Here is a 23,700-nt window from a genome sequence, read left to right on the forward strand (position 1 = left end):
AGGCGGACAATGCCCGCATGGTGCTCCGCGTCCTGTCGGTCGTCCTGCTCGTCGCCCTCACCGCGATCGGCGCGGCCGCGGTGCTCGCCGGCGTCGCGGAACAGCACGCCGCCGACAACGCGTACGTCGCCGACTTCGCGAGACCGGGCGCGGAGTGCGGGTCGGGTGAGGTGCACTTCGACGAGTCCGACGGCGTGGTGCTGGCCTGCCTGCCGCGCGGCGGGTCCTCGGTGCGCTTCCCGGGCTTCAGCGACGCGCAGAACGACGACGTCGAAGCGCTGGCGAAGAACCTGGGCGCGGACTCGCTGTCGACGGTCGACCGGGCCCGCATCCAGCAGCGCGTCGACGAAATCGCCGCGACCGTGCCGGAGCCGGCCCGGCCGCACTACGACGAGGGCATGTCGCTCGGCCCGGTGTGGGGCGCCGGGCTGGCCTGGGCGGGCGGCGCGGTGGCCCTGCTCGGCGGGCTCGGGCTGTACCTGCGCCGCCGCCGCGGCTAGGAACCGGCCGGCCAGGGCACCTGCGGCGACTTGTAGTACTTGAGCCCCAGCAGTTTCCAGAGCGGTCCCTGGGCGGCGAGCCGCTTCGAGAAGGCCGTCCAGTCGTGCGTGCTCTGCGGCGACCAGCCGAGTTCGGCGATCGCGGCGAGCCGCGGGAAGGCCAGGTACTCGACGTCGGCGCTCGTCTTGACCGTCTCCGTCCACAGTGGAGCTTCGACGCCGGAGACGGCGGACTCGGCGACGCCGGACAGGTACGCGCCGGGGTTCCAGTCGTAGGCCTTCTCGACCTCGACCAGCCCGGCCCAGTCCTGCCCGATCGGCGAGCTCGACGTGTACTTCATGTCGAGGTAGGCGTGGTTCGCCGGGGACAGCACGAGCTTCGTCCCGTTCTTCGTCGCCGTCGCCACCGCGCTGTTGCTCGTCGTGGTGTCCCAGAACTGCGCGACGGTGCCGGCCGCCGGGGTCGCGTTGACGACCTCGTGCCAGGCCACCGCGCTCTTGCCGTGCGACGCGGTGAGCTGCTGGACGCGGTTCATGAACGTCTTGTAGTCCGCCGGTTTCGTCGACGCCGCCTCGTCGCCGCCGATGTGCAGGTACTGGCCCGGCGTCAACGCGGCGAGCTGGCCGAGGACGGCGTCGAGGAACGTGTACGTGATCTCCTTCGACGTGCACAGCGTGCTGAACCCGACGTCGGTGCCGGTGTAGAGCGGGCGCGCCTTGCCGTCGCAGTTCAGCTCGGCGTAGGAGGCCAGCGCGGCGTTCGTGTGGCCCGGCATGTCGATCTCCGGGACGACCGTGATGTACCGCGCCTGCGCGTAGGCGACGATCGCCGCGTAGTCGGCCTGCGTGTAGTAACCGCCCGGCCCGCCGCCGGTCTGGGTGCTGCCGCCGTAGGTCGCCAGCCGCTCCCAGCCGTTGATCACGATCCGCCAGCCCTGGTCGTCGGCCAGGTGCAGGTGCAGCGTGTTCACCTTGTAGCGGGCGAGCTGATCGACGTAGCGCTCGACCTGGGTGACGGTGAAGAAGTGCCGGGCAACGTCGAGCATCGCGCCGCGGTGGCCGAACCGCGGCCGGTCGGTGATCCGGCCGCCGGCCAGCACCCACGGCCCCGCCGCCGTGGTGGCGCCCTGCGCGGCCGGTGGGAGCAGCTGCAAGAGCGTCTGGACGCCGGCGAACAGGCCCGCGGCCTGCCGGGCCCGCACGACCACGCCGGACGCCGTGACGTCGAGCTGGTACCCCTGGTCACCGACCGAATCCGGGGCGCCGGTGAGCAGCAGCCGGACGCCGTCGGTGCCGGACGGCGGTGAGTGCACCGGGATCGTGTAGCCGGTGGACCGGCGCAGGGTCGTCGCGAGCTGCTCGCCGATCGCGGCGACGTCGGCGGAGATCGCGACGCCGGAGCCGAGGGTGAACGTCACCCCGCTCGCCGGGACCGCGCTCGCCGGCGCCGGGACGACACTGCTGAACGGGACGGGCGCCGCCGAGGCGGTGGACCCGCCTCCAGCCAGCGCCGCGGCCGTCAGCGCGGCCACCAGGCCGAGCCACAGCACACGTCTGGTCCGTGAGACCGCCATCAGAACCCTCCATGATCGGACGAAACGGATCAGGCAGGGCCGGAGGAGATGGCGGCGTCCGCTCCCCGAGCCGGGGAAGATTCAACCAGAACGGACCCGCGCGGCACACCGCCACGACGGTCCGGGTGATGATTACCCCGTGCACATCGCGGCAGAGATAGTGGCCCTGGTCGTGACCGTCCTCATCGTCAGCGCCCTCGCGCGGCGGCTGGACTGGTCCGCACCCCTGTGCCTGATCGTCGTCGGCGTCGGCGCGTCCTACGTGCCCGGCGTCCCCGAGTACCACCTGGACCCCGAGGTCGTGCTGCTCGGCCTGCTGCCGCCACTGCTGTACTCGGCGGCCATCCAGACGTCCCTCGTGGACTTCCGCAAGAACCGCGGCGCGATCGGCCTGATGTCGGTCGGGCTGGTCGTGTTCACCGCCTTCGGTGTCGGCCTGGTCGCCTGGGCGGTGATCCCCGGCCTGCCGCTGGCCGGCGGGATCGCGCTCGGCGCCATCGTCGCCCCGCCGGACGCGGTCGCCGCCAGCGTCGTCGCGCGCCGCGTCGGCATGCCCCGCAAGCTGATCCGGCTGCTCGAAGGCGAGAGCCTGTTCAACGACGCGGCCGCGCTGGTCGCCCTGCGCACGGCCGTCGCCGCGCTGGCCGGCTCGGTCAGCCTCTGGCAGGTCGGCGCCGACTTCCTGCGCGCGGCCATCGGCGGGATCGTGGTCGGCCTGGTCATCGGGTTCGCGGCCGCGTTCATCCGGGCGCGGATGAACGAGCCGGTGCTCGACACCGCGCTGTCGTTCGCGGTGCCGTTCATCGCCTACATCCCGGCCGAGGCGATCCACGGGTCCGGCGTGCTCGCGGTGGTCGTCGCCGGGCTGATCCTGGGGCACAAGGCCCCGAAGATCCTCTCCGGCTCCGCGCGCCTGGCCAGCAGGCTGAACTGGCAGACCATCGCGTTCCTGCTGGAGAACATGGTCTTCCTGCTGATCGGCCTGCAGCTGCGGCGGATCCTCAGCGAGGTCAGCGAATCCGGGCTTTCGCTGGGGCTGCTGACCTGGATCTGCGTGGCGGTGCTCGCCGCGACGATCCTCACGCGGATGCTGTGGCTGATCGGCATCGGCACCGTGAAACGGCTCGAACGGCGGCTGCTGCCGAACAAGGCGCAGGCGAAGATCTGGCCGTGGCGCTACTCCGCGGTGATCTCCTGGGCGGGGATGCGCGGGGTCGTGACCCTCGCCGCCGCGTTCGTGCTGCCGACGGACACCCCGCAGCGCGCCGTGCTGGTGCTCGCCGCGTTCGTCGTCGTGGCCGGCACCCTCGCCGTGCAGGGCATGACGCTGCCGCCGCTGATCCGGCGGCTGCGCCTGCCCCGGCCGGACCCGGCCGAGGACGCGCTGCAGGAGGCGTCCGTGCTGCACGACATGACCACCGCGGCGCTGGCGAAGCTCGAGGAGATCCGGCAGCCCGACGACCCGCCCGAGATCATCCAGCGCATCCGCGACCGGCTGCAGAACCGGTCCGACTCGGCGTGGGAGCAGCTCGGCCGGCAGAGCGTGCTGGCCGAGACGCCCAGCGACGCCTACCGCCGACTGCGGATCCAGCTCCTGGAAGTGGAACGCGAGCAGTTCCTGAAGGCCCGTGCCGCCGGCAGCGCCGACGACGACGTCCTGCGGAAGGTCTTGGAGGGCCTCGACATCGAGGAGTCGATGCTCGACCGGGCGGACGAGGAACCCGACGTCGAGGGGCGCGAGCTGCGCACCCCGGCCGCGACCGCGGGTTCGTGCAAGCACCTGGCCCACGAGTGGGTCGACCGGGATCCCAGCTCGCCGGACACCTGCGCGGCCTGCGTCGAGGAAGGGACGACCTGGGTGCACCTGCGGATGTGCCTCAAGTGCGGCAACGTCGCGTGCTGCGACTCCTCGCCGCGCCGCCACGCGACCCGGCACTTCCACGAGAGCCGGCACCCGGTGATGCGCAGCTTCGAGCCCGGCGAGACCTGGCGATGGTGTTTCGTGGACAAACAGCTCGGCTAGGGTCGAGGCCATGAGCACGCCCGAGCAGGAGATCGAGTACCGGCAGCACCGGTTCACCCCGCCGACCGGCGCCACCGAGATCTTCCTGGTCCGGCACGGCGAATCCGCGCCGGCCCGGGCCAGCGACCCGTTCGACCTGGTCGAGGGCCAGGCCGACCCGGACCTCGCGCCGGAGGGCCGCGACCACGCCCAGCGCGTCGGCGTCCGGCTGGCCGGCGAGCGGATCGACGCGATCTACGTGACGACGTTGCGCCGCACGGCGCAGACCGCGGCGCCGCTGGCCGAGAAGCTCGGGATCACGCCGGTCGTCGAACCCGAGATGCGGGAGATCCACCTCGGCGACTGGGAAAACGGCCTCTTCCGCAAGTACACGACCGACGGCCACCCGATCGTCGACCGGCTGTGGGCCGAGCAGCGCTGGGACGTCATCCCGGGCGCGGAGTCCGACGAGGCGTTCGGCGCCCGGCTGCGCGGCGCGCTCACCCGCATCGCCGCCGCCCACCCCGACCAGCGGGTCGCGGTGTTCACCCACGGCGGCGTGATCGGCGAGGTGTTCGCCCAGGCCAGCCGCTCGGTCGAACGGTTCGCGTTCCTCGGCGCGGACAACGGCTCGATCTCGCACCTGGTGCTGCACGGCGACCACTGGATCGTGCGGCGTTTCAACGACACCGCGCACCTGGCTACGCCGCTCGGCTGAGCTTCCCGGCGGCGACGAGCTGCACGGTCACCAGGATCGACACGGCCTCCGCGGCCAGCAGCCCGATCAGGACGAGCACCTGCGTCGTGCCCGCCTGGAGCGGGCCCGCACCGCCCAGCAGCACCCCGACATACGCGCCGGGCAGGGTCACCAGGCCGACCGTGCGGGTTTGGTCGAGCGCCGGGATCAGGGCGTGGCCGGCGCTCGGGCGGCAGATCTCCAGCGCGGCCGGGCGGGGCATGAACCCGAGTGCGAGAGCGGCTTCGTACTCGCCGTGGCGGGCTTCGAGTTCGTCCAGCGCCCGCCGCGCGGCCTGCGACGTCGCCGTCATCGCGCCGCCGATCACGATGCCCGCGATCGGCACGACCGCGATCGGGCGCAGCGGGACGACGCCGGCGCCGAGGACCAGCGCCAGCACCGGTGCGACACCGGCGGCGATCGCGAGGGCCGTCCACGGCAGGTTCGACCAGCCGCCGGCGCGGCGCGCGGACGTCGCCGCCGCGATGCCGAACATGAGCAGCACGAACAGGCCGGTCAGCGGGTTCGAGCGCAGGATCGCGGTGATCACCAGCGACACGAGGGCCAGCTGCGCGACCGCGCGGACGGCGGCGATCAGCACCGCCCGCCCTTGGCCGAGCTCGCCCCAGTGGACGATGGCGGCGCCCGCCACGGCCAGCAGGACCAGCACCGCGATCAGGGCGGGCCCGAAGGTGATCACACCTTCGATCCTGCCCTACGCGGCTTTCAGACGGCGCAGCTGAACTGGCGGCCCGGCTCGCTGGTGGCCTTCTCGGAGAGCACGACGCCGTCGACGACGATCCGGCAGCGCAGCTCGCCGGGGCCGGGGTTCTGCGCGGCGATGCTGTAGAACTCGGTGCGGTCGGCCGGGCCGACGCGGGTGAAGGTCGCCGACCACGGTGTGGCGACCTCGGCCTCCTGGACGAGCGCCGATCCCGCGGCCGAGTAGGTGACGTTGCGGGCGCCGCCGGTACCGAGCAGCTCGTAGACGACGGAGTGGGTCACGGTGCTGACCGCGGCCGGCACGACGGGAGCGGCGACGGGCTCCTCCTTGACCGGGCCGCGAGCCGACCGCGGCACCACGTACGACGTCACGACGAAGGCCAGGACCAGCACCCCGAGCACGACGACCACATTGCCGGTGGGCCGGCAGCGGCCGCGATCACGTCCGGCGAGCGGGACAGGCGGGGCGGGCGGGGCGGACGGCGTCACGATCGGAACACCCATGGAGAGGTCTTCTCTCGTCGAGCGCACTTCCGTCGAGTGCGTCGCCTACATCTCGCCGTGACCTGACTCCGCGTTAGCGCCCGATCGGTGAGAAGTCCAACTTTCACCCAATCGGGCGCGCCGCGGACCTCACATTCGCGCGGGCTGCATCGTCGTTATCAGTGGAGGTCCACAACCGAAGGGGACAGCGATGACAACGGCACACGACGTGATCCGGCAGCAGATCGGCAAGATCGTCGACGGGATCCACGCCAAGGATCTCGACGCGCTCAGGCGGATCTACGCGGCGGACGTCGTGTCGTTCGACGTCGAGCCGCCGCTGCAGCACGTCGGGGTCGAGGCGAAGCTGAAGAACTGGGCGAGAGCGTTCACGTTCTTCGCGGAGGTGAGCTACGAGGTCCGCGACCTGACTCTCACCGTGGGTGACGACGTGGCGTTCGGCCACTGCTTCGGCCGCCTCAGCGGCACCCTGGGCGACGGAACGGTGACGAACGGAATGTGGGTCAGAGCGACGTTCTGCTTCCGCAAGATCGACGGCGACTGGCTGATCGTCCACGACCAGGCCTCGGTGCCCTTCGACATGTCCAGCGGCCGTGGGGTGGTGGACCTCGACCCGTGACCAGCCGCTCGGCCCCGGCGTCGGGGAGCATCTGCACGGTAGGCGGGCGCGGCGTCGTGAGGCTCGAGCCGTTCGGCTTCGGCTTCGGCTTCGGCTTCGGCTTCGGCTTCGGCTTCGGCTTCGGCTTCGGCTTCGGCTTCGGCTTCGGCTTCGGCTTCGGCACGATAGGCGGGCGCAGCGTCGTGAGGCTCAAACTGTCACCGATCGACCAGGTCGGCTTCAGACATGCATCCCCCACACCCGTGCCCCGTCGGCGAGCATCCAGTGGGCGGGCACACGAAGCGGACTCGAGCCGTGCTCAATCCACCAGGCCGGCTTCGGCGAGCATCCGCAGCACCCGTTGCCCGGCCGGCGGGCACCGCGAAGCGTCCGCCGAACCCAGCCAGGCCGCCTCCGCGATCTCCCGCGACGGCGCCGGCTCGCCCTCGTGCGCGGCCGTGTAGCAGGTCATCCGCACCAGGCGGCCGTCGGCGAACCCGTCCGCCTGCTCTTCCAGCGCGGCGAAGAACCGGAAGCTGAGCGGGTCGAGCGTGATCCCGAGCTCCTCACGGATCTCCCGGCACAACCCCGCGACGTCGCCCTCGCCCGGCTCGCGCTTGCCGCCGGGCAGGTAGAACTTCGTCTTTCCGGTGGTGCGGACCGACAGCAGCCGCCGGTCGCGGACGTGGATCCAGGCCAGCGAGTCGACGGGCGGCGCGAAATTGTCGGACCCAAGGTGCATGATCGGAGTATGTACGAAGAGGTGGCACCACCCCCGCCGCTGCGGGGCGTCGCCCGCTGCGTGTGGCGGTCGGCCGCCTCCGCGCCGAAGCGGATCGTGCCCGATGGCTGCCTGGACCTGGTCGTCGGCGAGGCCGGCGTGTTCGTCGCGGGCCCGGACACCCGGGCCTGGTCGTCGGTGACCGCGCCCGGCGAGGTCATGCGCGGCGTCCGGTTCACCCCCGGCCGCGCGGCGGCGGTACTCGGCGTGGCCGCCGACGAGCTGCGCGATCGCCGCGTCCCCCTGCGTGAGCTGTGGGGCCACGAGGGTGAGCTGCTCGCCGAGCGGCTGCTTTCCGGCGACCTGTCCCCGGCGGCTGCGGTCGCCGCCCGGTTGCCGGGCGCCCCACCGCCCGATCCGGCGGTGGCGGCGCTGGTCGCACGGCTGGACGCCGGGGCCACCCGGGTCACCGAAGCCGCCGGTCGCGTCGGCGTCGCCGAACGCCGGCTGCGGCGTCGCTTCGTCCAGGCGATCGGCTACGGGCCGGCCACCTACCTGCGGGTGAGCCGGTTCCAGCGCGCGGTCTCGCTGGCGATGCGGACACCGGGGCTGGCCGCGCTGGCCGCCGCCGCGGGCTACGCCGACCAGGCGCACCTCAGCCGGGACGTCCGCGCGCTGACCGGCCTGACCCCGCGCGTCTACTTCGCCGGGCGGTCCACTGTGGACGAGGCCCGTTCGGCGTAACGGCGGAGGTGGGGCGCGGCCCGGATCGGTGAGCGGGCGGTGCGCGACCACCGGGAGCGCTATCCTCCCCTCGACGTGTGACCAGGGCTTCGGTCGGGAGGGTGTGTGGCCACCATCAGCGACGTCGCGGCGAGGGCCGGCGTCTCCACGGCGACCGTGTCGCGCGCGCTCAACGGCAAGTCCACAGTGGACCCGACGTTGGCCGCGCGGGTGCAGGAAGCCGCCACCGAACTCGGCTATCACCCGAACGGCTTGGCCCGGAACCTGCGCCGGCAGGAGACGGCGGTGCTCGCGCTGATCATCTCCGACGTCGAGAACCCGTTCTTCACGGCGATCGCGCGCGGCGTCGAAGACCTCGCGCAGCGGTCCGGCTACTCGGTGGTGCTCTGCAACTCGGACGAAAACGAGGACAAGGAGCGGCGCTACATCGAGGTCGCGCTGCAGGAGCGGGTCGCCGGGGTGGTGCTGTCCCCGACGGGCCGGTCGACGAACGTCGAGGGCCTGCACCGCCAGGGCACGCCGCTGGTGGCGGTGGACCGGCCGCTGCCGGCCGCGGCGGGCGACCAGGTGCTGGTCGACACCCGCCACGCGGCGGCCGAGGCGACCCGCCACCTGCTGGCGGGCGGCTACCGCCGGATCGGCTGCCTGACGGGCCCCGCGGGCGTCCGCACGGCCGACGACCGCCTTGCGGGCTACGCCGACGTGGTCGGCGAGGACAACGTCGTGTCCCGGCGGGCGGAGTACCGCGCGGAAGGAGCCCGGCTGGCGGCATTGGAGCTGCTGGACGAGCCGTCCCCGCCGGACGCGCTCCTGGTCGCGAACAGCACGATGGCGATCGGAGTCCTGGAGGCGCTGTCGGCCCGCGGCCTGCGCTCGGGCCGCGACATCGGCATCGTCTCCTTCGACGACGCCCCCTGGACCACCCTGATCGACCCGCCCCTGACGGTGGTTGCCCAGCCGGCCTACGAAGTCGGCCGGGTAGCGGCGCAACTGCTGCTGGCGCGCATCTCGGACAGCACCCGCGACACGACCACCACCACGCTGGAAGCCCGGTTGATCGAGCGGAAGAGTTCCCGCCGCTGACCCCACGGCCCGGCGGAAGGTCGTCTGGCTCACCGAGCGGATCGGCTCACGCACCGAGAAGTCGATTCACGCGCCCAGGTCGCCCGGCCGGGCCTACCCAGAAGGGTCGGCTCGCGTACCCGGACAGTCGACTCGCGTCCCCAGAGGGTCGGCCCACGTACGCAGAGAATCGGCTCGCGTGTCTGGAGCACCGGCTCGAGTACAAGGATGGTCGGCTCGTGTGTCTAGAGAGTCGGCTCGCGTGCCTGGAGAGTCGGCCCGCGTACGCAGAGAGTCGGCTCACGCGAATCCGGACCGGAGGCGAGAGCCGGGGACAGACGTGCCTGGGGGGCCGGCTCGTGCCAGGCCCCCCAGGCACGCCCCACCCCCTGTGTCCCCCATGGCCGGCGGCAACCCGCCGGATCCTGTGAGCACGGAGCGGAAATCGTTTACTCACACGGAACGTAAGGCTCGGACCGTGGCGTGTCAAGCCTGGACAAGCTCGCCCGATGCGGGCAGAATTTGCGAAAGTTGCCTACTCAACGTGTTGGATGATGTGCGTAAAGTGTCGATCTCTGGTGAATTCGCCCACAGATAGGGCACGAACCCGCACGAACCCGCACAGCCGCGCTGTTTCGGGTTAACCTGAGCGGCATGTCTGTAGCGCTGGAGAACATCCTCGCCAAGGCGGGTCTGAAGGTCGACGCGAACGAGTTCCTGACGCTCGTCGAAGACGCGGCGCGCAGACTGTCCCCACCGAATCCGGATCCCTCGCACTACTTCTCGGCCGACCAGCGCGCCGCGCTCACCGATGTCGGCCTGGACCTCTCGCCGCGGCGAGAAGAAGAGCCGGACTTCCGGGCGCGCACCGTCGCCGCCCACGCCGTGCTCGCCGAAGGCGCTCTCAGTGTCAACGAAGCCGCGAAAGCCCTGGGGGTCGACGACAGCCGGATCCGGCACCGCCTCAAGGAAGGGCGCCTGACCGGCTGGAAGGACGGCGGCTGGCGGCTCCCGGCGTGGCAGTTCGCCGGCTCGGGTGTGCTGCCCGGCCTCGAGGTCGTGCTCAAAGCCCTGCCCGAGGACCAGCCCGCGCTGGTCGTCGCCGCGTTCATGAGCACTCCCCAACCCGATCTGGTGATCAACGACCACCCGGCGACCCCGCGCCAGTGGCTCCTCTCGGGCGGTGACCCGGAGCACGTCGCGCGCCTCATCGCCACGCTCGGCTCGCCGTTCTAGGCTGGGCCTCCCCGAGCAAGATCACCGACAAGGACGGACCACCCCCGACCCATGGCCCGGCTACCGCTGCCGCCCGCCCGATCCGTCCTGGTCCGGCAGCTGAATCGCGCCAGTGACGTGGTGACGGTCCAGCCCGCGACCAGGCTGGTGCGGATCTTCACGGCGCACGGCAACCACCCCCAGCAGTGGAACTCGTTCCGCTACACCGGCCCGCTCCCGCACGGCCGGTTCGACCAGCAGTCGCCCGGCCGCGGTGGCGCGCCGGTCACCGACCCCGCGAACGGGGTGCTCTACTTCGGCCTCACCGTGCGGACGTCGATCGCGGAGGTCTACCAGACCAGCTCGACGGTCGACCGCCGCACCCGCGGTCCCCGGCTGGTCGTGGTCCGCCCGACCCGCACGCTGCGCCTGCTCGACCTGACCGGCCTGTGGCCGACCCGGGTCGGCGCGTCGCAGGAGATCTCGAGCGGGCCGAAGAAGCTGACGCAGGCCTGGGCGCGCGCGATCCGCGCGGCCTTCAGCGACCTCGACGGCCTCTGGTACCGCTCCTCGATGGACTCCGGCGACCCCGCGATCTGCCTGTGGGACCCGCCGGCGGGCGCGGCCCTGCCGATCGCGCCGGACGTCCTGCTGCCGCTCGACCACCCCGGCCTCGACGTCCCGCTGGGCCGCGTCTGCGAAGAGCTGAACTACACGCTGCTGAACTGAGCTTCGAGCAGGGGGACGACCGCGCGCAGGTCACCGTCGTCGACGACGTGGGTCGCGGCGGCCCGGGCCGCCGCGTCGCCGTTGAACGCGACGCTCATCCCGGCCGCGGCGAACAGCTTCAGGTCCGAACGGCTGTCCCCGATCGCGGCGCACCGCTCCGGCGGAAGCCCCAGGCCGGCCGCGAAACTCAGGGCGAAGTCGCGTTTGCCGTACTCGTCGAGGTGCCGGCCGACGCGGCCGGTGTAGCGTCCGCCGTCGGCCTCGGGCACCGTCCCGCAGGCCGCGGCGAAGCCGAACCGGTCGACGAGCATCTTGCCGACCGGCGCCCACGCGAGCGTGGTCAGGATCGGCCGCAGGCCGTGGGCGCGGCACCACGCCACGGTCTCGGCGATCCCGTCGACCAGCGGCAGCGTTTCGAGGTGCGCCCGGATCTCCGCCTCCGAGCGCCCGGCCCAGCCGCGGGCGTCGACCGTCGCCACCTCTTCGTTCGTGATCCGGCCTTCGGCGTAGGCGATCTCGGCCGCGATCAGCGCGTCCCCGCCGCCGAGCCGCGCGGCGACCCAGGCCGACGAGCTCGTGCCGGGCACGAGCGTGCCGTCGACGTCGAAGCACACCAGCCCGCGCGGCTCAGCCAAGGGTGCCCCGCGGGCAGACGAACCCGACGATCTCCGAGGCGATCAGCCCGGCCTGCTCGGCCGGGTCGGCGTCGAGGATCGCGCGCGTCTGTTCTTCGGAAGTCCGGAAGAACGCCACCCCGGTCACCGGCAGCGCGGCCGACGGCTCCGGGATCGCCCCCGCGAGCCGCAGCGCCCCGGCGGCCTGCTGGGCGCGGGCCGCGGACAGGTGACGGGCCCGCAGTTCCCGCGCCATCTCGTCGGAGATCTCGTCGGCGCGGGGTCCCTTGCGGAACAGCACCATGCGCCAGGTCTCCAGTTCGAAATCCACCTCGGGCAGCGTCATGGGTACGAAGATTCGCAGGCCGTCGCGGCCGGGACAAGACCGGTGCGGTTACAGGTGCCGCCCCCACCACTCGAGGATCGCGTCGAAGCGCTGGACGCGGTGGCGCGGCCGGCCGGACCGGGACAGTTCGTGGCCTTCGCCGGGGAACAGCAGGAACTCCGCGTCCGCGCCGGCGCGGCGCAGCGCGACGAACATCCGCTGCGCCTGCTCCAGCGGGCAGCGCCAGTCCTGCTCCGAGTGGACCACCGCGAACGGGATGCGGATCTTGTCCGCGTAACTGAGCGGGCTGCGGTCGCGCTGCACCTCGGGGTCGGTGCCGATGTAGGAGTCGACGAACGAGTAGCCGATGTCGGAGCTGCCGACCATCGAGTCCCACGCGTTCACCGCGCGCTCGCTCCACGCGGCGCGGAACCGCTCGCCGTGGTGGGCCGCGAGCCAGCTCGTCATGAACCCGCCGTACGAACCGCCCATGATCCCGACGCGCGAGGCGTCCAGGTCCGGGCGCTCCAGCGCCTTGTCGAGCAGGGCCAGGACGTCGTCGGCATCGACCGTGCCGAAGGCGTGGGTGATCGCGTGGCCGTGCTGCTGGCCGTAGCCCGCCGAACCACGCGGGTTGCCGAGCACCACGGCGTACCCGGCGGACGCGAACACCTGCGCCTCGTCGAACACCGCCCAGTCCTGCTGGGCGAACGGGCCGCCGTGCACCACGCGCAGCACCGGGTGCGGGCCCTCGCCTTCGGGCAGCACCAGCCAGCCGTGCACCGCGTAGCCGTCCGGGGCCCGGGTCTCCAGCTCGATCAGCGGCCGGAGTCCCTTGTCCCGCAACGGCTTCGAGTAGTCGGTCAGCACGCGCGGGGTGTCCGCGCCGAGCAGCACGACCTCGCCGGCCGTCTCCGGCGTGGCGACGACCGCCGCGATCACCGGGCCGTCCACGGTGAACGACCGGAGCACGGTGAGGTCCGCGTAGACCACCGGCAGGTCGGCCAGCGGCGCGTCCGCGGCGTCGAACGGGACCGCGCGCAGTTCCACCGCGCCGCGGTTGCGGACAGCCACGAGCACGTCGCCCTCGCGCACCGCCGGCGGCCCGGCGGACGCGTCGCAGTCGACCGTCTCGATGTCGGTGAGCCGGCGGGCCTTCACCGCTCCGGCGCCGAACGCCGGTGTCGCGGCGTAAAGCCCGGTCGCCGCGGCCTCGCGATGCTCCGCAAAGGACTGTCCGAAGTAGAACAACGTGCCGTCGGGGCCGAACACCGGGCGCTCCGAGTAGCCCTCGCCGCGCACGACGACCTCGGGTTCGCCGCCCTCGGCGGCGATCGCGCAGAGGTCGCGCACCTCGGTCTCGGCCGCACCCCAGTCCGGCGGCGCGGTGAAGACGATCCGGGTGCCGTCGGGCGTCCACACCGGGCCGGCCGGGTCGAACCCGCCCGAGGTCAGCGGCTCCGGCTCCAGCAGCTCGCCCGCCTCGAAGGCCGCGACGGCGTCCACCGCGAACAGGCGCTGGACGCGGTCGAGGAGGAACCCGACGTCGTCGATCCGGTAGTCCATGCGCGTGATCCGGCGCGGGGCCTCGGCCGCCGGTTCCGGTGTCTCGCCGTCGGCGTCCGCCGTCCCGTACCGGCCGGCTTCGGGCACCCTCGCGACGAAGGCGACGCGCCGGGAGTCCGGCGCCCACACCGGCTCGCCGACGCCGAGGTGCAGCGACGTGAGGCGCTTCGCCTCACCGCCGCCGGCCGCCATCAGGTGCAGCTGCGGGCGCCCGTCGGCACCCTCGCCCTCGCCGGCGCGCAGGAACGCCACCCAGCGCCCGTCCGGGGAGATCGACGGCGCCGAGTCGCGCGGACCGTGCGTCCACGCGGACTCGCCGCCGTCGAGCGACACCCGCCGCAGCGCGCTGTGCGCGGCGTTCGTCTTCAGGTCGGGGTTCTGCACCGCGGTCAGCAGCAGGTCTCCGCGCAGGGCGGGACGGCCGGGGACGACGATGGCTTCGATGTCGGCTGGGCGCACCCGTCCGACCGTACCCGAATCCTTTAGCGGTGCGAACGACTTTAGTCGGGCGGCGTCACGCCGCCACCTGCTTGCGCTCGTCGCGGCGGGCCTTCGCGAGGCTGGCCACCGTCGTGATGGTGAGCACGACGATGATCACGCCGAGGGAGATCCAGTTGTTGATGTCCAGCCAGTCCGGCACCACGTGGTACTCGTGCAGCGCGTGCAGGAACAGCTTCGCGCCGATGAACGCGAGGATCACGGCGAGGCCGTAGGTGAGGTAGACCAGCTTCGTCACCAGGCCACCGAGCAGGAAGTAGAGCTGTCGCAGGCCCATCAGCGCGAACGCGTTGGCGGTGAAGACGAGGAACGCCTCCTGCGTGATGCCGAAGATCGCCGGGATCGAGTCGACGGCGAAGAGCAGGTCCGCGGAGCCGATGGCGACGATCACCAGCAGCATCGGCGTGATCATCCGCTTGCCGTTGATCTTCACCGTGTACTTGTGGTCGTGGTAGTCGTCGGTGACCGGGGCGATCTTGCGGACCTGCCGGGTGACGGCGTTCTCGTGGTACTCCTCGTCCTCGCCCTTGCCGCGCAGCATGCTGATCGCGGTCCAGACCAGGATCGCGCCGAAGAGGAAGAACACCCAGACGAACTGCTCGATCAGGGCGGCGCCGACGGCGATGAACACACTGCGCATCGCCAGCGCCAGCAGGATCCCGACCAGCAGCACGCGGTGCTGGTGGATGGCGGGCACCTTGAACGACGCCATGATGATCATGAAGATGAACAGGTTGTCGACGCTCAGCGAGTACTCGGTGATGTACCCGGTGAAGAACTCGACCCCCGGGTCGTGCCCGGCGAAGAACCACACGCCGGCGCCGAAGAGCACCGCGCAGGACACGTAGAAGACCACCCAGCGCGCGGCTTCACCCGTGGTGACCGCGTGCGGCTTGTGATCGACGATGACCAGGTCGAGCGCGATGAGCGCGAGCAGGCCACCGATCGTGGCGATCCACAGCCACAGGGGGACAGTCATGGAACTCGAACCTCCGGATAGTGCGCATGAGCAACTAACCGGAGGTCTCTTCCGCCGGTGCGAACACCGGCCGACGGTGCCGGGGGCGCAGGCCACCGTGCTGACGACACCGCCGCGAAGGAATACTCCCCTCACAGCGCGTCCAGTTTGCCGGTTCTCCCCGCCCGAGCGCCAGCCGGAATCGCGCACGTCACCGGGTTGGTCCTGTAATTCCGGTCACTTCGGTCCACCAGGTGGTCCCGGGCGGGCGATCAGCGTGTGATCGACGTGAGTTGCGGAGGGCACTCTCAGGAAACTTCACATACGGTCACCTCGTGCCCCGACTCCCGCTCCCGCGCTCCCGCCGCGGCCGCCTCACCGCGCTCGGCGCCGTCGTGGTGGTCCTGGCCGCCGCGACCGTCCTCTGGGCGACGCGCGACACGGCCCCGCCCGCGGTGCCCACCCAGGACGCGCTGATCGACATGCCCGCCGCGCCGGGTTCGGCCGAGCAGATCAAGATCGACACGACCACCTACCTGCCCGCCACCGTGCCCGCGCCCGCGGTGCTGCTCGCGCACGGCTTCGGCGGGGACAAGACCAGCGTCGCCGACGACGCCCGCGAGCTCGCCCGGAAGGGCTTCGTCGTGATGACGTGGTCCGCGCGCGGGTTCGGCAAGAGCACCGGCAAGATCGGCCTGAACGACCCGGACGGCGAAGTCGCCGACGCGTCCCGGCTGATCGACCGGCTGGTCGCGCAGCACCAGGTGACGACCGATCCGAACGGCGACCCGAAGATCGCCGTCACCGGCGCGTCCTACGGCGGCGCGCTGTCGCTGTTGCTGGCCGGCACGGACAAGCGCGTCGACGCGATCGCGCCGGTGATCACCTACAACGACCTCGGGCAGGCCCTGGTCCCGAACGCGGCCGCCCCGAAGGCGCCGGCGGCGGGCACCCCGGCCGCCGGGGCGTTCGCGACCGACGGCGTGTTCAAGAAGAGCTGGGCCGGCATCTTCTTCTCGGCCGGCTCCGGCCCCGCCTCGAGCGGCGCGCCGTCGGCCGACGCACCCGAAGCCGGGCAGGCGACCGACACCGGGGCGAGCGGCGCCGCCGGGGCCGCTGCCGCCGTCCCGGCCGCGCCTTCGGGCGGGGGCGGGCCGCGCGCCGGGTCGGCCGACCCGTGCGGCCGGTTCACCGCCGCCGTCTGCAAGGCCTACACCGAGCTGGGCACCACCGGCGCGTCGAGCCAGGCGAGCCTCGACCTGCTGCGCCGCGTTTCCCCGGTGTCCGTGACGAGCAAGATCACCGTGCCGACGATGCTGGTGCAGGGCGAGAGCGACACCCTGTTCGGCCTCGACCAGGCCGACGCGACCGCCCGGCAGATCACCGCGGCGGGCGGCAAGGTCAAGACCGTCTGGTACACCGGCGGCCACGACGGCGGCAAGCCCGGACCGCAGCTGCGCGGGAAGATCGGCGACTTCCTCTGGACCGCCGTCACCGGCGGCGACCCCGGCACCGGCTTCGGCTACGACGTCCAGGGCACGTTGCGCGCCAACGGAACGCCGTCGGTGCGCACCGTCAACGCCACCACCTACCCCGGCCTGACCGGCCCGGCCACCGAGCGGCGAATGCTGCCGATGACCGGCCCGGTCCAGCCGGTCGTCCGCCCCGCCGGCGCGAATCCCTCGGCGGTGAGCGGGATCCCCGGGCTCAACGGCCTCGCGAGCAGCACGTCGCGGCTCGGCGCGCTGTTCAGCAACGACCCGCCGGGCCAGGCCGCGCAGTTCACCACCGCGCCGGTCGACGGGCAGGTCGTCGTCAGCGGCTCGTCCACCGTGCGGCTGCAGATCGCCGCGGACCCGGCGCAACCGCAGCCGGAAGCCGTGCTGTTCGCGAAGCTCTACGACGTCGGCCAGGACGGCTCGCGGGTGCTGCCGGCCAACGCGATCGCCCCGTTCCGGGTGAGCGGGCTGCCGGCCAACGGCAACCCGGTCGAGGTCACCGTGACGCTGCCGGGCATCGTCCGGCCGATCGAGGGCGGGCACTCGCTACGGCTGGTCGTCGGCACCACCGACCAGGCGTTCGCCGCGCCGGCCGCGCCCGCGGTGTTCCGCATCGCGCTCGCCGGCGGCGGCGCCGCGCTGGCCCTGCCGGTCGTGCCCGGGACGTCGGTCGGCACGCCGGCCCCGGTCGGGCAGCTCGTCGGCATCGCCGTGACGCTCGCGATCGCCCTCGCCGCCGTGCTCTTCGCGGCGCTGCGGCGGCGCCGGGCGACCGACGTCGACCCGGAGCTTTCCACCACCCCGCTGGTCATCGAGGGGCTGCGCAAGACGTACGCGGGCGGGTTCGTCGCCGTGAACGACCTGTCGTTCCGCGTCGAGCCGGGCCAGGTGCTGGGCCTGCTCGGGCCGAACGGCGCGGGCAAGACCACCACGCTGCGGATGCTGATGGGCCTGATCACGCCGACCGAAGGCAGCATCCGCGTGTTCGGGCACAAGATCACCGCCGGCGCGCCGGTGCTCTCGCGCATCGGCTCGTTCGTCGAAGGATCCGGCTTCCTGCCGCACCTGTCCGGCCGCGAGAACCTCCGGCTGTACTGGGCGAGCACCGGACGGCCGGCGGAGAAGGCGCACTTCGGCGAGGCGCTGGAGATCGCCGGGCTCGGCACCGCGGTCGACCGCCGGGTGCGGACCTACAGCCAGGGCATGCGGCAGCGGCTGGCGATCGCCCAGGCGATGCTCGGCCTGCCGGAGCTCATGGTGCTCGACGAACCGACCAACGGGCTCGACCCGCCCCAGATCCACCAGATGCGCGAGGTGCTGCAGCGCTACGCCGCGACCGGGCGCACCGTGGTGGTGTCCAGCCACCTGCTGGCCGAGGTCGAGCAGACCTGCACGCACGTCGTGGTCATGCACCGCGGCGCGCTGGTCGCCTCGGGCGAGGTCGGCGAGCTGGCCGCGGCCGGCGGCGAGGCGACGTTCCGGGTCGACGACCCGGCCGCGGCCGCCGCGGCGCTGAAGGCCATCGGCGGGGTCGGCACGGTCGACGTCGAAGGCGACCTGGTGCACGCCGACCTCGACGGGCTGCCGCGGGCCGAAGCCATTGCGGCGCTGGTCCGCGCCGGGGTCGCCGTGGAGCAGGCCGGGCCGCGGCGCCGGCTGGAAGACGCGTTCCTGCAACTGGTGGGAGACCAGTCGTGAACAGCTCGAATTCCGGGGTCCACACCGACCCGCACGCGCTGGACGAGCTGAGCGACCTCGCGTCGAGCGAACACGCCGGGGTCGGGCCGGACGGCGCCGTCGCGGGCTACTCCGCGCGGCGGACGCTCGGTCTCGGCGTCGAACTCCGGCGTCAGCTCAAGCGGCGGCGGACGCAATTGCTGCTCGGGTTCGTCGCGATCCTGCCGTTCATCCTGGTGATCGCGTTCGAGGCGGGGCAGTCGAACCCGAACCGGCGCAGCGGCGGGTTCGTCGACCTGGCCACGGCCAGCGCGCCGAACTTCGTGGTGCTGGCGCTGTTCGTGTCGGGCACGTTCCTGCTGCCGATGATCGTCGCGCTGTTCTTCGGCGACACCATCGCGAGCGAGGCGTCCTGGTCGAGCCTGAAGTACCTGCTGGCGATCCCGGTGCCGCGGCACCGGGTGCTGCGGCAGAAGGCGATCGTGTCGGGGATCCTGTCGGCGGCGGCGCTGATCCTGCTGCCGCTGGTCTCGCTCGGCGTCGGTGTGATCTGGTACGGCGCGGGCGACGCGATCAGCCCGACCGGCGACGCGGTGTCCTTCGGCGACAGCCTGCTCGCCATCGCACTGTCCACTGTGTACATCATCCTGCAGCTGGCCTGGGTGGCCGGGCTCGCGCTGGCGTTGAGCGTGACGACCGACGCCCCGCTCGGCGCGGTCGGCGGCGCGGTGCTGGTGGCGATCCTGTCGCAGATCCTCGACCAGATCACGGCGCTGGAAGGCCTGCGCAACTACCTGCCGACGCACTACGGGTTCTCCTGGATGGACCTGATCTCCACCGACGTCGACTGGACGAACCTGGCCAGCGGCCTGCTGTCGGCGACCATCTACGGCACGGTGTTCTTCCTCTACGCGGGCCGCCGGTTCGCCAAGAAGGACATCACCAGCTGAGGCGCGCCCGGCCGGTTTCCGACCGCGCCGGGCCCGCCCCGGCGCGGTACGGTCGGGCCGTGCCGATCACCCTTGAGAGCCAGTCCGACGTCGCCGTGCTCCGGATCGACCACGGCAAGGGCAACACCCTCGACTCCGACTCGTGCCGGGAGCTCGTGCTGCGGCTGGAGGAGGCCGGCGCGGCCCGCGCGGTCGTGCTGACCGGCACCGGCGGGATCTTCTCCGCCGGCGTCGACCTCAGGCGGATCGGCGAGGGCGGCGCCGCCTACGTGTCCGAGTTCCTGCCGCTGCTGTCGGACGCGCTGCTGGCGGTGTTCGGCTTCCCGCGTCCGGTGGTCGCGGCGCTCAACGGCCACGCGATCGCCGGCGGCGCGGTCCTCGCCGCGGCGTGCGACCACCGCGTGCTCAGCAGCGGGCCCGGCCGGATCGGCGTCACCGAACTGCTCGTCGGGCTGCCGTTCCCGCTCGCCGCGCTGGAGATCCTCCGCTGCGCGTACGGGACGACACCGCTGCCGTCGCTGACGTATTCGGGCGCGACCGTCGGCGGCGAGGACGCGCTCGCCCGCGGCCTCGCCGACGAGCTGGCCCCGCCGGAGGAGGTCCTCGAGCGGGCGCTCGCCATCGCGACCCGGCTCGGCGGGCTGCCCGCCGAGCCGTTCGCGCACACCAAGGCCCAGATCCACCAGCCCTACCACGAGCGGATCGCGGAGTACCGCCACGCCGACGACCCCGAGGTCGAGCGGATGTGGCGCGCGCCGGAGGCGCTCGACGCCGTCAAGTCCTACGTGGCCAAGGTGCTCGGCGGCCGCGGCTAGAACAGCTAGACCGCTCGGACGCCGGTTTCGGCGAGGGACTTGATGCCGTCCACCGTGCGCTGCATGTTGTCGTGCAGCTCGCCCAGGCGCATCGCGACGATCTCTTCCTCGTGCTCGGGCATCGAGCCGATGATGGCCGTCAGGTTCGACGGGCCCGGGCCGATCTGGGCCCACTGGCGCAGGATCGTGCCTTCGCCGTCCGGGATCAGCTGGAACTTCCACGACGCCGCCGGGTTCGCGACGTCCATCACGGCCCACGCGAACAGCCGTCCGGGCTCGTAGCCGGTGATGGTCGAGACCGTCTCCCACTCCCCCGCGACCGGGTGGGAGTTGCGGCCGCGGAACTGCGCGCCGAGTCCGGGCGCGCTGCCTTCGACCCAGCCGCCGCCCTGGAACTCGGTGGAGAACCGGGAGGGCAGGTCGACGTCCAGCAACCAGTGCCAGACCTCGGCCGGCGACGCCTCGATGCGGACCTCGACCTGGGTGGTCGGGCAGTCGGAAACCTTCATGGCGGACCCCTCGCTCGATGCCGGTGCCTTCTCGTTCCGGACCGTAACGTGGCGCCGATCACCCGGACAACTTGCACAATGCGCGCGACCGCGCAGGGTTGAGGACGCCACCCCGCGGCCCCCGGACCCGCCGAAAGTCGGGTCCTGGCCGGTGGTGCGCCCAGTCAGCCGATTGCCCACCACGGCCGGTTCTGTGAGGGTGCCACGCAATGGCCCGAAGCCGGGGAGGGTGCTTCATGCGCAGACTGTTCACCGCTTGTTCGGCGGCGTTGCTGACGCTGGCCGCGCTGGCGGGCCTCGCGCCGTCGGCCGGCGCGGCGACCGACATCGAAGCGGCCCTGCGGCGGATCCCCGGCCTGACCATCGTCAAAGAGGACCCGGCACCCGCGGGTTTCCGGTTCTTCGAGCTGACCTTCACCCAGCCCGCCGACCACCGCCACCCCGGCGCCGGCACGTTCCAGCAGCGGTTCACCCTGCTGCACCGCGACTTCGCCGCACCGACGGTCGCCTTCACCAGCGGCTACAACGTCAGCACCGCGCCGAACCGGTCCGAGCCGACGCAGCTCGTGAACGGCAACCAGCTTTCGATGGAGTACCGCTACTTCACGCCGTCGCGGCCGCAGCCGGAGAACTGGGCGCAGCAGCTGACCATCTGGCAGGCCGCCGCCGACGAGCACCGCGCCGTGCAGGCGTTCAAGGCGATCTACCCGGGCAAGTGGCTGGCCACCGGCGGCAGCAAGGGCGGCATGACCGCCACGTACTTCCGGCGTTTCTTCCCCGACGACGTCGACGGGACGGTCCCCTACGTCGCGCCCAACGACGTCATCGACCCGATCGACGTCTACAACAAGTTCCTGTCCAAGGTCGGCAACGATCCCGGCTGCCGCGATGCGTTGAAGGCCATCCAGCGCGACGCGCTGAAGCGGCGTGACGAACTCGGTGCGATCGCCGCGGTGGACGCGGCGAAACGAGGCCTCACGTTCTCGATCGTCGGCTCGGCCGACAAGTCCCTCGAGATCTCGGTGATCGACTCGTACTTCGCGTTCTGGCAGTACCAGACCCAGGCGGACTGCGCGACGGTGCCGAAGGCCGGCGCGCCCGCGGCCGACGTCTACGCCTGGTACGAGAAGGTGGAGAGCCTCAACACCTACTCCGACCAGGACCTCTCGCCCTACATCCCGTACTACTACCAGGCCGCGGTCCAGCTGGGCGCGCCCGAGGCGTACGACAGCTACCTCCGCGACCTGCTCCGCTACCCCGGCGCCGACCAGCCGAAGACGTTCGTGCCGAGCTCGGTGCGCCTGCCCCGGTTCGACTACCTGGCCATGCCGGACGTCGACTTCTGGGTGAAGTCCCGCGGCACGCGGCTGCTGTTCGTCTACGGCTCCAACGACCCGTGGGGCGCCGAGCCGTTCGAGCTCGGCTTCGGCAGCCGGGACTCTTACCGGTACTACGTGCCGGGCGGCAACCACGGCTCGAGGATCGCCCAGCTGCCGGCGGCCGACGCCGCCGCGGCGACCGCGACGGTCCAACGCTGGGCCGGACTGCCCCCGGCCGCTTCCGCGCTGAGCGCCCGGAGCGCGCCGGCCGGGTTCCCGGACTTCGACGCGGACCTCACCCTGTCGGGGCACCCACGCCTCTGACCTCCCGAAACCGGGTCGGCAGGCGTAGTCTCGCGGCACCTGCCGGCCCGGCCTGAGGAGGCGAGCATGCCTCGTCCGATCCACTTCGAGATCCACGCGGGCGACCCCGAGCGCGCGGTGGCGTTCTACACCGCGGTGTTCGGCTGGAAGTTCGAACGCTGGGGCGACGTCCCGTACTGGATGGTCACCACCGGCGACGGCGAGGGAATCGACGGCGGCCTGGTGCCGCGGCAGGGCCCGCCACCCTCGGAATCGGGGCCGGTACACGGTTTTGTCAACACGATCGACGTCGCCGACGTCGACCACACCCTCGGCGAAGTGGCGCGGGCGGGCGGGACCCTGGCGCTCCCGAAGCAGCCCGTCCCGGGCGTCGGGTGGCTGGCCTACTGCAAGGACACCGAGGGCAACATCTTCGGGATGCTGCAGGCGGACGACAACGCGCCGGTGCCGGACTGAATCAGGGACGCTTGGCTCGGGGCAGCTTCTTCACGATGGCCTCGTAGGAGGCGTCGAGGAGCTCCTCCAGCTCGGCGTCGGGCACTCCGGCGTCGAGCCGGACACGGTTCCAGCCGTAGCGGCCGAGGTAGTCCATCGCGGTCACGGCCTCGGGATGGCGCTCGCGCAGTTCGGCCGCTTCTTCCCGGGTGGCCCCGCATTTCACGGCGACACTGCCGGGCTCCTCCTGGCCGATGAAGGCGAACCCCTTGCCACCGACCTTCGCCACGAGCACGTGGTCACCGAACGGGTAGGTCTCTTCGGCGCCCGGCAGCCCCAGGCAGTACGCGACCACGGCTTCGATGTTCACGACCCGAGCTTCACCACCTCGAGGTCGGTCTGCGGGAAGTCATCGCCGATGCAGAGCAACGGTTCCCGGGCGATCTTGGCGGTGGCATAGCTGTAGCAGTCGCCCATGTTCAGCTTGGCCGGGTGATGTCCCTTCCCGTACTGCTTGAACGCTTCGATCGCCACCTCCGCGTGTTCATCGGTGAAGGGCGCGGTCGCGATGTGGTTGTCCTGGAGGAACCTGGCGAGCACCAGCTGGCCCCGCGCGCCGAGCCTCGTGGTGAGCACGATGCCGACCTCGACGAGAGTCGGCGCGCCGATCCTGGCCGAGTCCGCCTCCGCGAGGCGCTCCTCGAGTCGTTCGTGGTCCGGCTCCTGGCGCAGGATCGCCACAATGGCCGAGCTGTCGATGATCACACGCCACCCGGCCCGAACCCGAGAATCTCTTCCCACTCGTCCTTCGGGATCGGCTTCCCGAGCTCCTCAGGTGGGATCAACGGCCAGATCTCCTCTTCCAGTACTCGCCGCATCCGCTTCAGCCGCAGTTCGGCGTTGTCCTGCGCCACGAGCTGGTCGCGGCGCAGGCGCAGGGCTTCGCGGACGGCCCCGGTTTTGGTGTCACCCGTCAGAGCGGCGACCTCGGCGGCCAAGCGCTCGGCCTCCGGGTCCTTGATGTTCATCGCCATGGTGGAAGTGTACCAACTGGGGTGTAATACTCGATCGGGCGAACACTGTTCGCCCCACGCGACAATCGC

The 23,700-nt window shown here is 72.0% G+C and carries 25 protein-coding genes; 13 read left to right on the forward strand and 12 right to left on the reverse strand.

Annotation, left to right across the window (positions count from 1 at the left end):
* The first annotated feature begins 17 nt into the window (after nucleotides 1–17).
* Nucleotides 18–500 (forward strand): hypothetical protein, encoded by a 483-nt coding sequence (locus OHS18_RS15280; protein WP_328617498.1) that lies wholly within the window; start codon nucleotides 18–20, stop codon nucleotides 498–500.
* Here OHS18_RS15280 and OHS18_RS15285 read toward each other — a convergent pair.
* A complete protein-coding gene (locus OHS18_RS15285) occupies nucleotides 497–2,074 on the reverse strand; it encodes a beta-N-acetylhexosaminidase (RefSeq protein WP_328617499.1) in 1,578 nt (525 codons plus the stop codon). The two genes, OHS18_RS15280 and OHS18_RS15285, sit on opposite strands and share 4 nt — an antisense overlap.
* A 139-nt stretch (nucleotides 2,075–2,213) precedes the next feature.
* Here OHS18_RS15285 and OHS18_RS15290 point away from each other — a divergent pair, with 139 nt between their 5' ends.
* Both OHS18_RS15290 and OHS18_RS15295 read left to right on the forward strand, forming a co-directional pair.
* Nucleotides 2,214–4,097, forward strand: coding sequence for a Na+/H+ antiporter (locus OHS18_RS15290; RefSeq protein ID WP_328452204.1), 1,884 nt, complete (start codon nucleotides 2,214–2,216; stop codon nucleotides 4,095–4,097).
* Between the two features lie 10 nt (nucleotides 4,098–4,107).
* Nucleotides 4,108–4,794, forward strand: a complete 687-nt coding sequence (locus tag OHS18_RS15295; RefSeq protein WP_328452202.1) for a histidine phosphatase family protein — start codon at nucleotides 4,108–4,110, stop codon at nucleotides 4,792–4,794.
* On the opposite strand, the gene OHS18_RS15300 is transcribed toward OHS18_RS15295, so the two are convergent.
* Both OHS18_RS15300 and OHS18_RS15305 read right to left on the reverse strand, forming a co-directional pair.
* Nucleotides 4,778–5,521: an ABC transporter permease gene (locus OHS18_RS15300; RefSeq protein ID WP_328618527.1), complete on the reverse strand. Its 744-nt coding sequence runs from the start codon at nucleotides 5,519–5,521 to the stop codon at nucleotides 4,778–4,780. The genes OHS18_RS15295 and OHS18_RS15300 overlap by 17 nt on opposite strands.
* 17 nt (nucleotides 5,522–5,538) lie before the next feature.
* A complete protein-coding gene (locus OHS18_RS15305; RefSeq protein ID WP_328617500.1) occupies nucleotides 5,539–6,039 on the reverse strand; it encodes an MmpS family transport accessory protein in 501 nt (166 codons plus the stop codon).
* A 190-nt stretch (nucleotides 6,040–6,229) separates the two neighbouring features.
* On the opposite strand from OHS18_RS15305, the gene OHS18_RS15310 reads away from it, so the two are divergent.
* Nucleotides 6,230–6,658, forward strand: a complete 429-nt coding sequence (locus tag OHS18_RS15310; RefSeq protein WP_328617501.1) for a YybH family protein — start codon at nucleotides 6,230–6,232, stop codon at nucleotides 6,656–6,658.
* A gap of 298 nt (nucleotides 6,659–6,956) precedes the next feature.
* Here OHS18_RS15310 and OHS18_RS15315 read toward each other — a convergent pair whose 3' ends face one another.
* Complete coding sequence (locus OHS18_RS15315) at nucleotides 6,957–7,379, reverse strand: NUDIX hydrolase (protein ID WP_328617502.1); 423 nt, start codon at nucleotides 7,377–7,379, stop codon at nucleotides 6,957–6,959.
* Between the two features lie 9 nt (nucleotides 7,380–7,388).
* On the opposite strand from OHS18_RS15315, the gene OHS18_RS15320 reads away from it, so the two are divergent.
* The 4 genes from OHS18_RS15320 (at nucleotide 7,389) to OHS18_RS15335 (ending at nucleotide 11,108) form a co-directional block, all read left to right on the forward strand.
* A complete protein-coding gene (locus tag OHS18_RS15320; RefSeq protein WP_328617503.1) occupies nucleotides 7,389–8,102 on the forward strand; it encodes a helix-turn-helix domain-containing protein in 714 nt (237 codons plus the stop codon).
* A gap of 105 nt (nucleotides 8,103–8,207) precedes the next feature.
* Nucleotides 8,208–9,185 carry a LacI family DNA-binding transcriptional regulator gene (locus OHS18_RS15325; protein WP_328452192.1) on the forward strand — a complete coding sequence of 326 codons (978 nt, stop codon included), beginning with the start codon at nucleotides 8,208–8,210 and terminating at the stop codon, nucleotides 9,183–9,185.
* Nucleotides 9,186–9,818: 633 nt separating this feature from the next.
* On the forward strand, nucleotides 9,819–10,400 hold the full coding sequence (locus OHS18_RS15330; RefSeq protein WP_328452191.1) for a DNA-binding protein: 582 nt from the start codon (nucleotides 9,819–9,821) through the stop codon (nucleotides 10,398–10,400).
* Between the two features lie 51 nt (nucleotides 10,401–10,451).
* A complete protein-coding gene (locus OHS18_RS15335; protein WP_326951223.1) occupies nucleotides 10,452–11,108 on the forward strand; it encodes an RES family NAD+ phosphorylase in 657 nt (218 codons plus the stop codon).
* Here the strand turns inward: OHS18_RS15335 and OHS18_RS15340 are convergent.
* Genes OHS18_RS15340 through OHS18_RS15355 form a run of 4 tightly spaced genes read right to left on the reverse strand, consistent with a single transcriptional unit; the run spans nucleotide 11,090 to nucleotide 15,090 of the window.
* Nucleotides 11,090–11,743, reverse strand: coding sequence for an HAD family hydrolase (locus OHS18_RS15340; RefSeq protein ID WP_328617504.1), 654 nt, complete (start codon nucleotides 11,741–11,743; stop codon nucleotides 11,090–11,092). The genes OHS18_RS15335 and OHS18_RS15340 overlap by 19 nt on opposite strands.
* Nucleotides 11,736–12,068, reverse strand: a complete 333-nt coding sequence (locus tag OHS18_RS15345; RefSeq protein ID WP_328617505.1) for a hypothetical protein — start codon at nucleotides 12,066–12,068, stop codon at nucleotides 11,736–11,738. The genes OHS18_RS15340 and OHS18_RS15345 overlap by 8 nt, the downstream gene beginning before the upstream one ends.
* A gap of 48 nt (nucleotides 12,069–12,116) precedes the next feature.
* The gene (locus OHS18_RS15350; protein ID WP_328452183.1) at nucleotides 12,117–14,072 is read right to left on the reverse strand and encodes a S9 family peptidase; all 1,956 of its coding nucleotides are present in this window, start codon (nucleotides 14,070–14,072) and stop codon (nucleotides 12,117–12,119) included.
* 55 nt (nucleotides 14,073–14,127) lie between these two features.
* A complete protein-coding gene (locus OHS18_RS15355; protein ID WP_328452181.1) occupies nucleotides 14,128–15,090 on the reverse strand; it encodes a TerC family protein in 963 nt (320 codons plus the stop codon).
* 314 nt (nucleotides 15,091–15,404) lie between these two features.
* Here OHS18_RS15355 and OHS18_RS15360 point away from each other — a divergent pair, with 314 nt between their 5' ends.
* From OHS18_RS15360 to OHS18_RS15370, 3 genes are read left to right on the forward strand one after another with little or no spacing between them, the layout of a single operon-like run.
* A complete protein-coding gene (locus OHS18_RS15360; protein WP_328617506.1) occupies nucleotides 15,405–18,266 on the forward strand; it encodes an alpha/beta fold hydrolase in 2,862 nt (953 codons plus the stop codon).
* Nucleotides 18,263–19,195, forward strand: coding sequence for an ABC transporter permease (locus OHS18_RS15365; RefSeq protein ID WP_328617507.1), 933 nt, complete (start codon nucleotides 18,263–18,265; stop codon nucleotides 19,193–19,195). Before OHS18_RS15360 ends, OHS18_RS15365 begins: the two co-directional genes overlap by 4 nt.
* 59 nt (nucleotides 19,196–19,254) lie before the next feature.
* Nucleotides 19,255–20,010, forward strand: coding sequence for an enoyl-CoA hydratase/isomerase family protein (locus OHS18_RS15370; RefSeq protein WP_328452175.1), 756 nt, complete (start codon nucleotides 19,255–19,257; stop codon nucleotides 20,008–20,010).
* Between the two features lie 5 nt (nucleotides 20,011–20,015).
* Here the strand turns inward: OHS18_RS15370 and OHS18_RS15375 are convergent, their stop codons facing one another.
* Nucleotides 20,016–20,519, reverse strand: a complete 504-nt coding sequence (locus OHS18_RS15375) for an SRPBCC family protein (protein WP_328452173.1) — start codon at nucleotides 20,517–20,519, stop codon at nucleotides 20,016–20,018.
* Nucleotides 20,520–20,755: 236 nt separating this feature from the next.
* Here OHS18_RS15375 and OHS18_RS15380 point away from each other — a divergent pair, with 236 nt between their 5' ends.
* Together OHS18_RS15380 and OHS18_RS15385 are read left to right on the forward strand one after the other, a co-directional pair.
* A complete protein-coding gene (locus tag OHS18_RS15380; protein ID WP_328617508.1) occupies nucleotides 20,756–22,162 on the forward strand; it encodes a S28 family serine protease in 1,407 nt (468 codons plus the stop codon).
* A gap of 66 nt (nucleotides 22,163–22,228) precedes the next feature.
* Nucleotides 22,229–22,618, forward strand: a complete 390-nt coding sequence (locus OHS18_RS15385; protein WP_328617509.1) for a VOC family protein — start codon at nucleotides 22,229–22,231, stop codon at nucleotides 22,616–22,618.
* A gap of 1 nt (nucleotide 22,619) precedes the next feature.
* On the opposite strand, the gene OHS18_RS15390 is transcribed toward OHS18_RS15385, so the two are convergent.
* From OHS18_RS15390 to OHS18_RS15400, 3 genes are read right to left on the reverse strand one after another with little or no spacing between them, the layout of a single operon-like run.
* Nucleotides 22,620–22,967: an MmcQ/YjbR family DNA-binding protein gene (locus tag OHS18_RS15390; protein ID WP_328617510.1), complete on the reverse strand. Its 348-nt coding sequence runs from the start codon at nucleotides 22,965–22,967 to the stop codon at nucleotides 22,620–22,622.
* A complete protein-coding gene (locus tag OHS18_RS15395) occupies nucleotides 22,964–23,362 on the reverse strand; it encodes a type II toxin-antitoxin system VapC family toxin (protein ID WP_328452166.1) in 399 nt (132 codons plus the stop codon). The genes OHS18_RS15390 and OHS18_RS15395 overlap by 4 nt, the downstream gene beginning before the upstream one ends.
* Nucleotides 23,359–23,631 (reverse strand): type II toxin-antitoxin system VapB family antitoxin, encoded by a 273-nt coding sequence (locus tag OHS18_RS15400; RefSeq protein WP_328452165.1) that lies wholly within the window; start codon nucleotides 23,629–23,631, stop codon nucleotides 23,359–23,361. Before OHS18_RS15400 ends, OHS18_RS15395 begins: the two co-directional genes overlap by 4 nt.
* Nucleotides 23,632–23,700 lie beyond the last annotated feature (69 nt).

Origin of the sequence: Amycolatopsis sp. NBC_00355 (genome assembly GCF_036104975.1) — a bacterium.
Taxonomy (GTDB): domain Bacteria; phylum Actinomycetota; class Actinomycetes; order Mycobacteriales; family Pseudonocardiaceae; genus Amycolatopsis.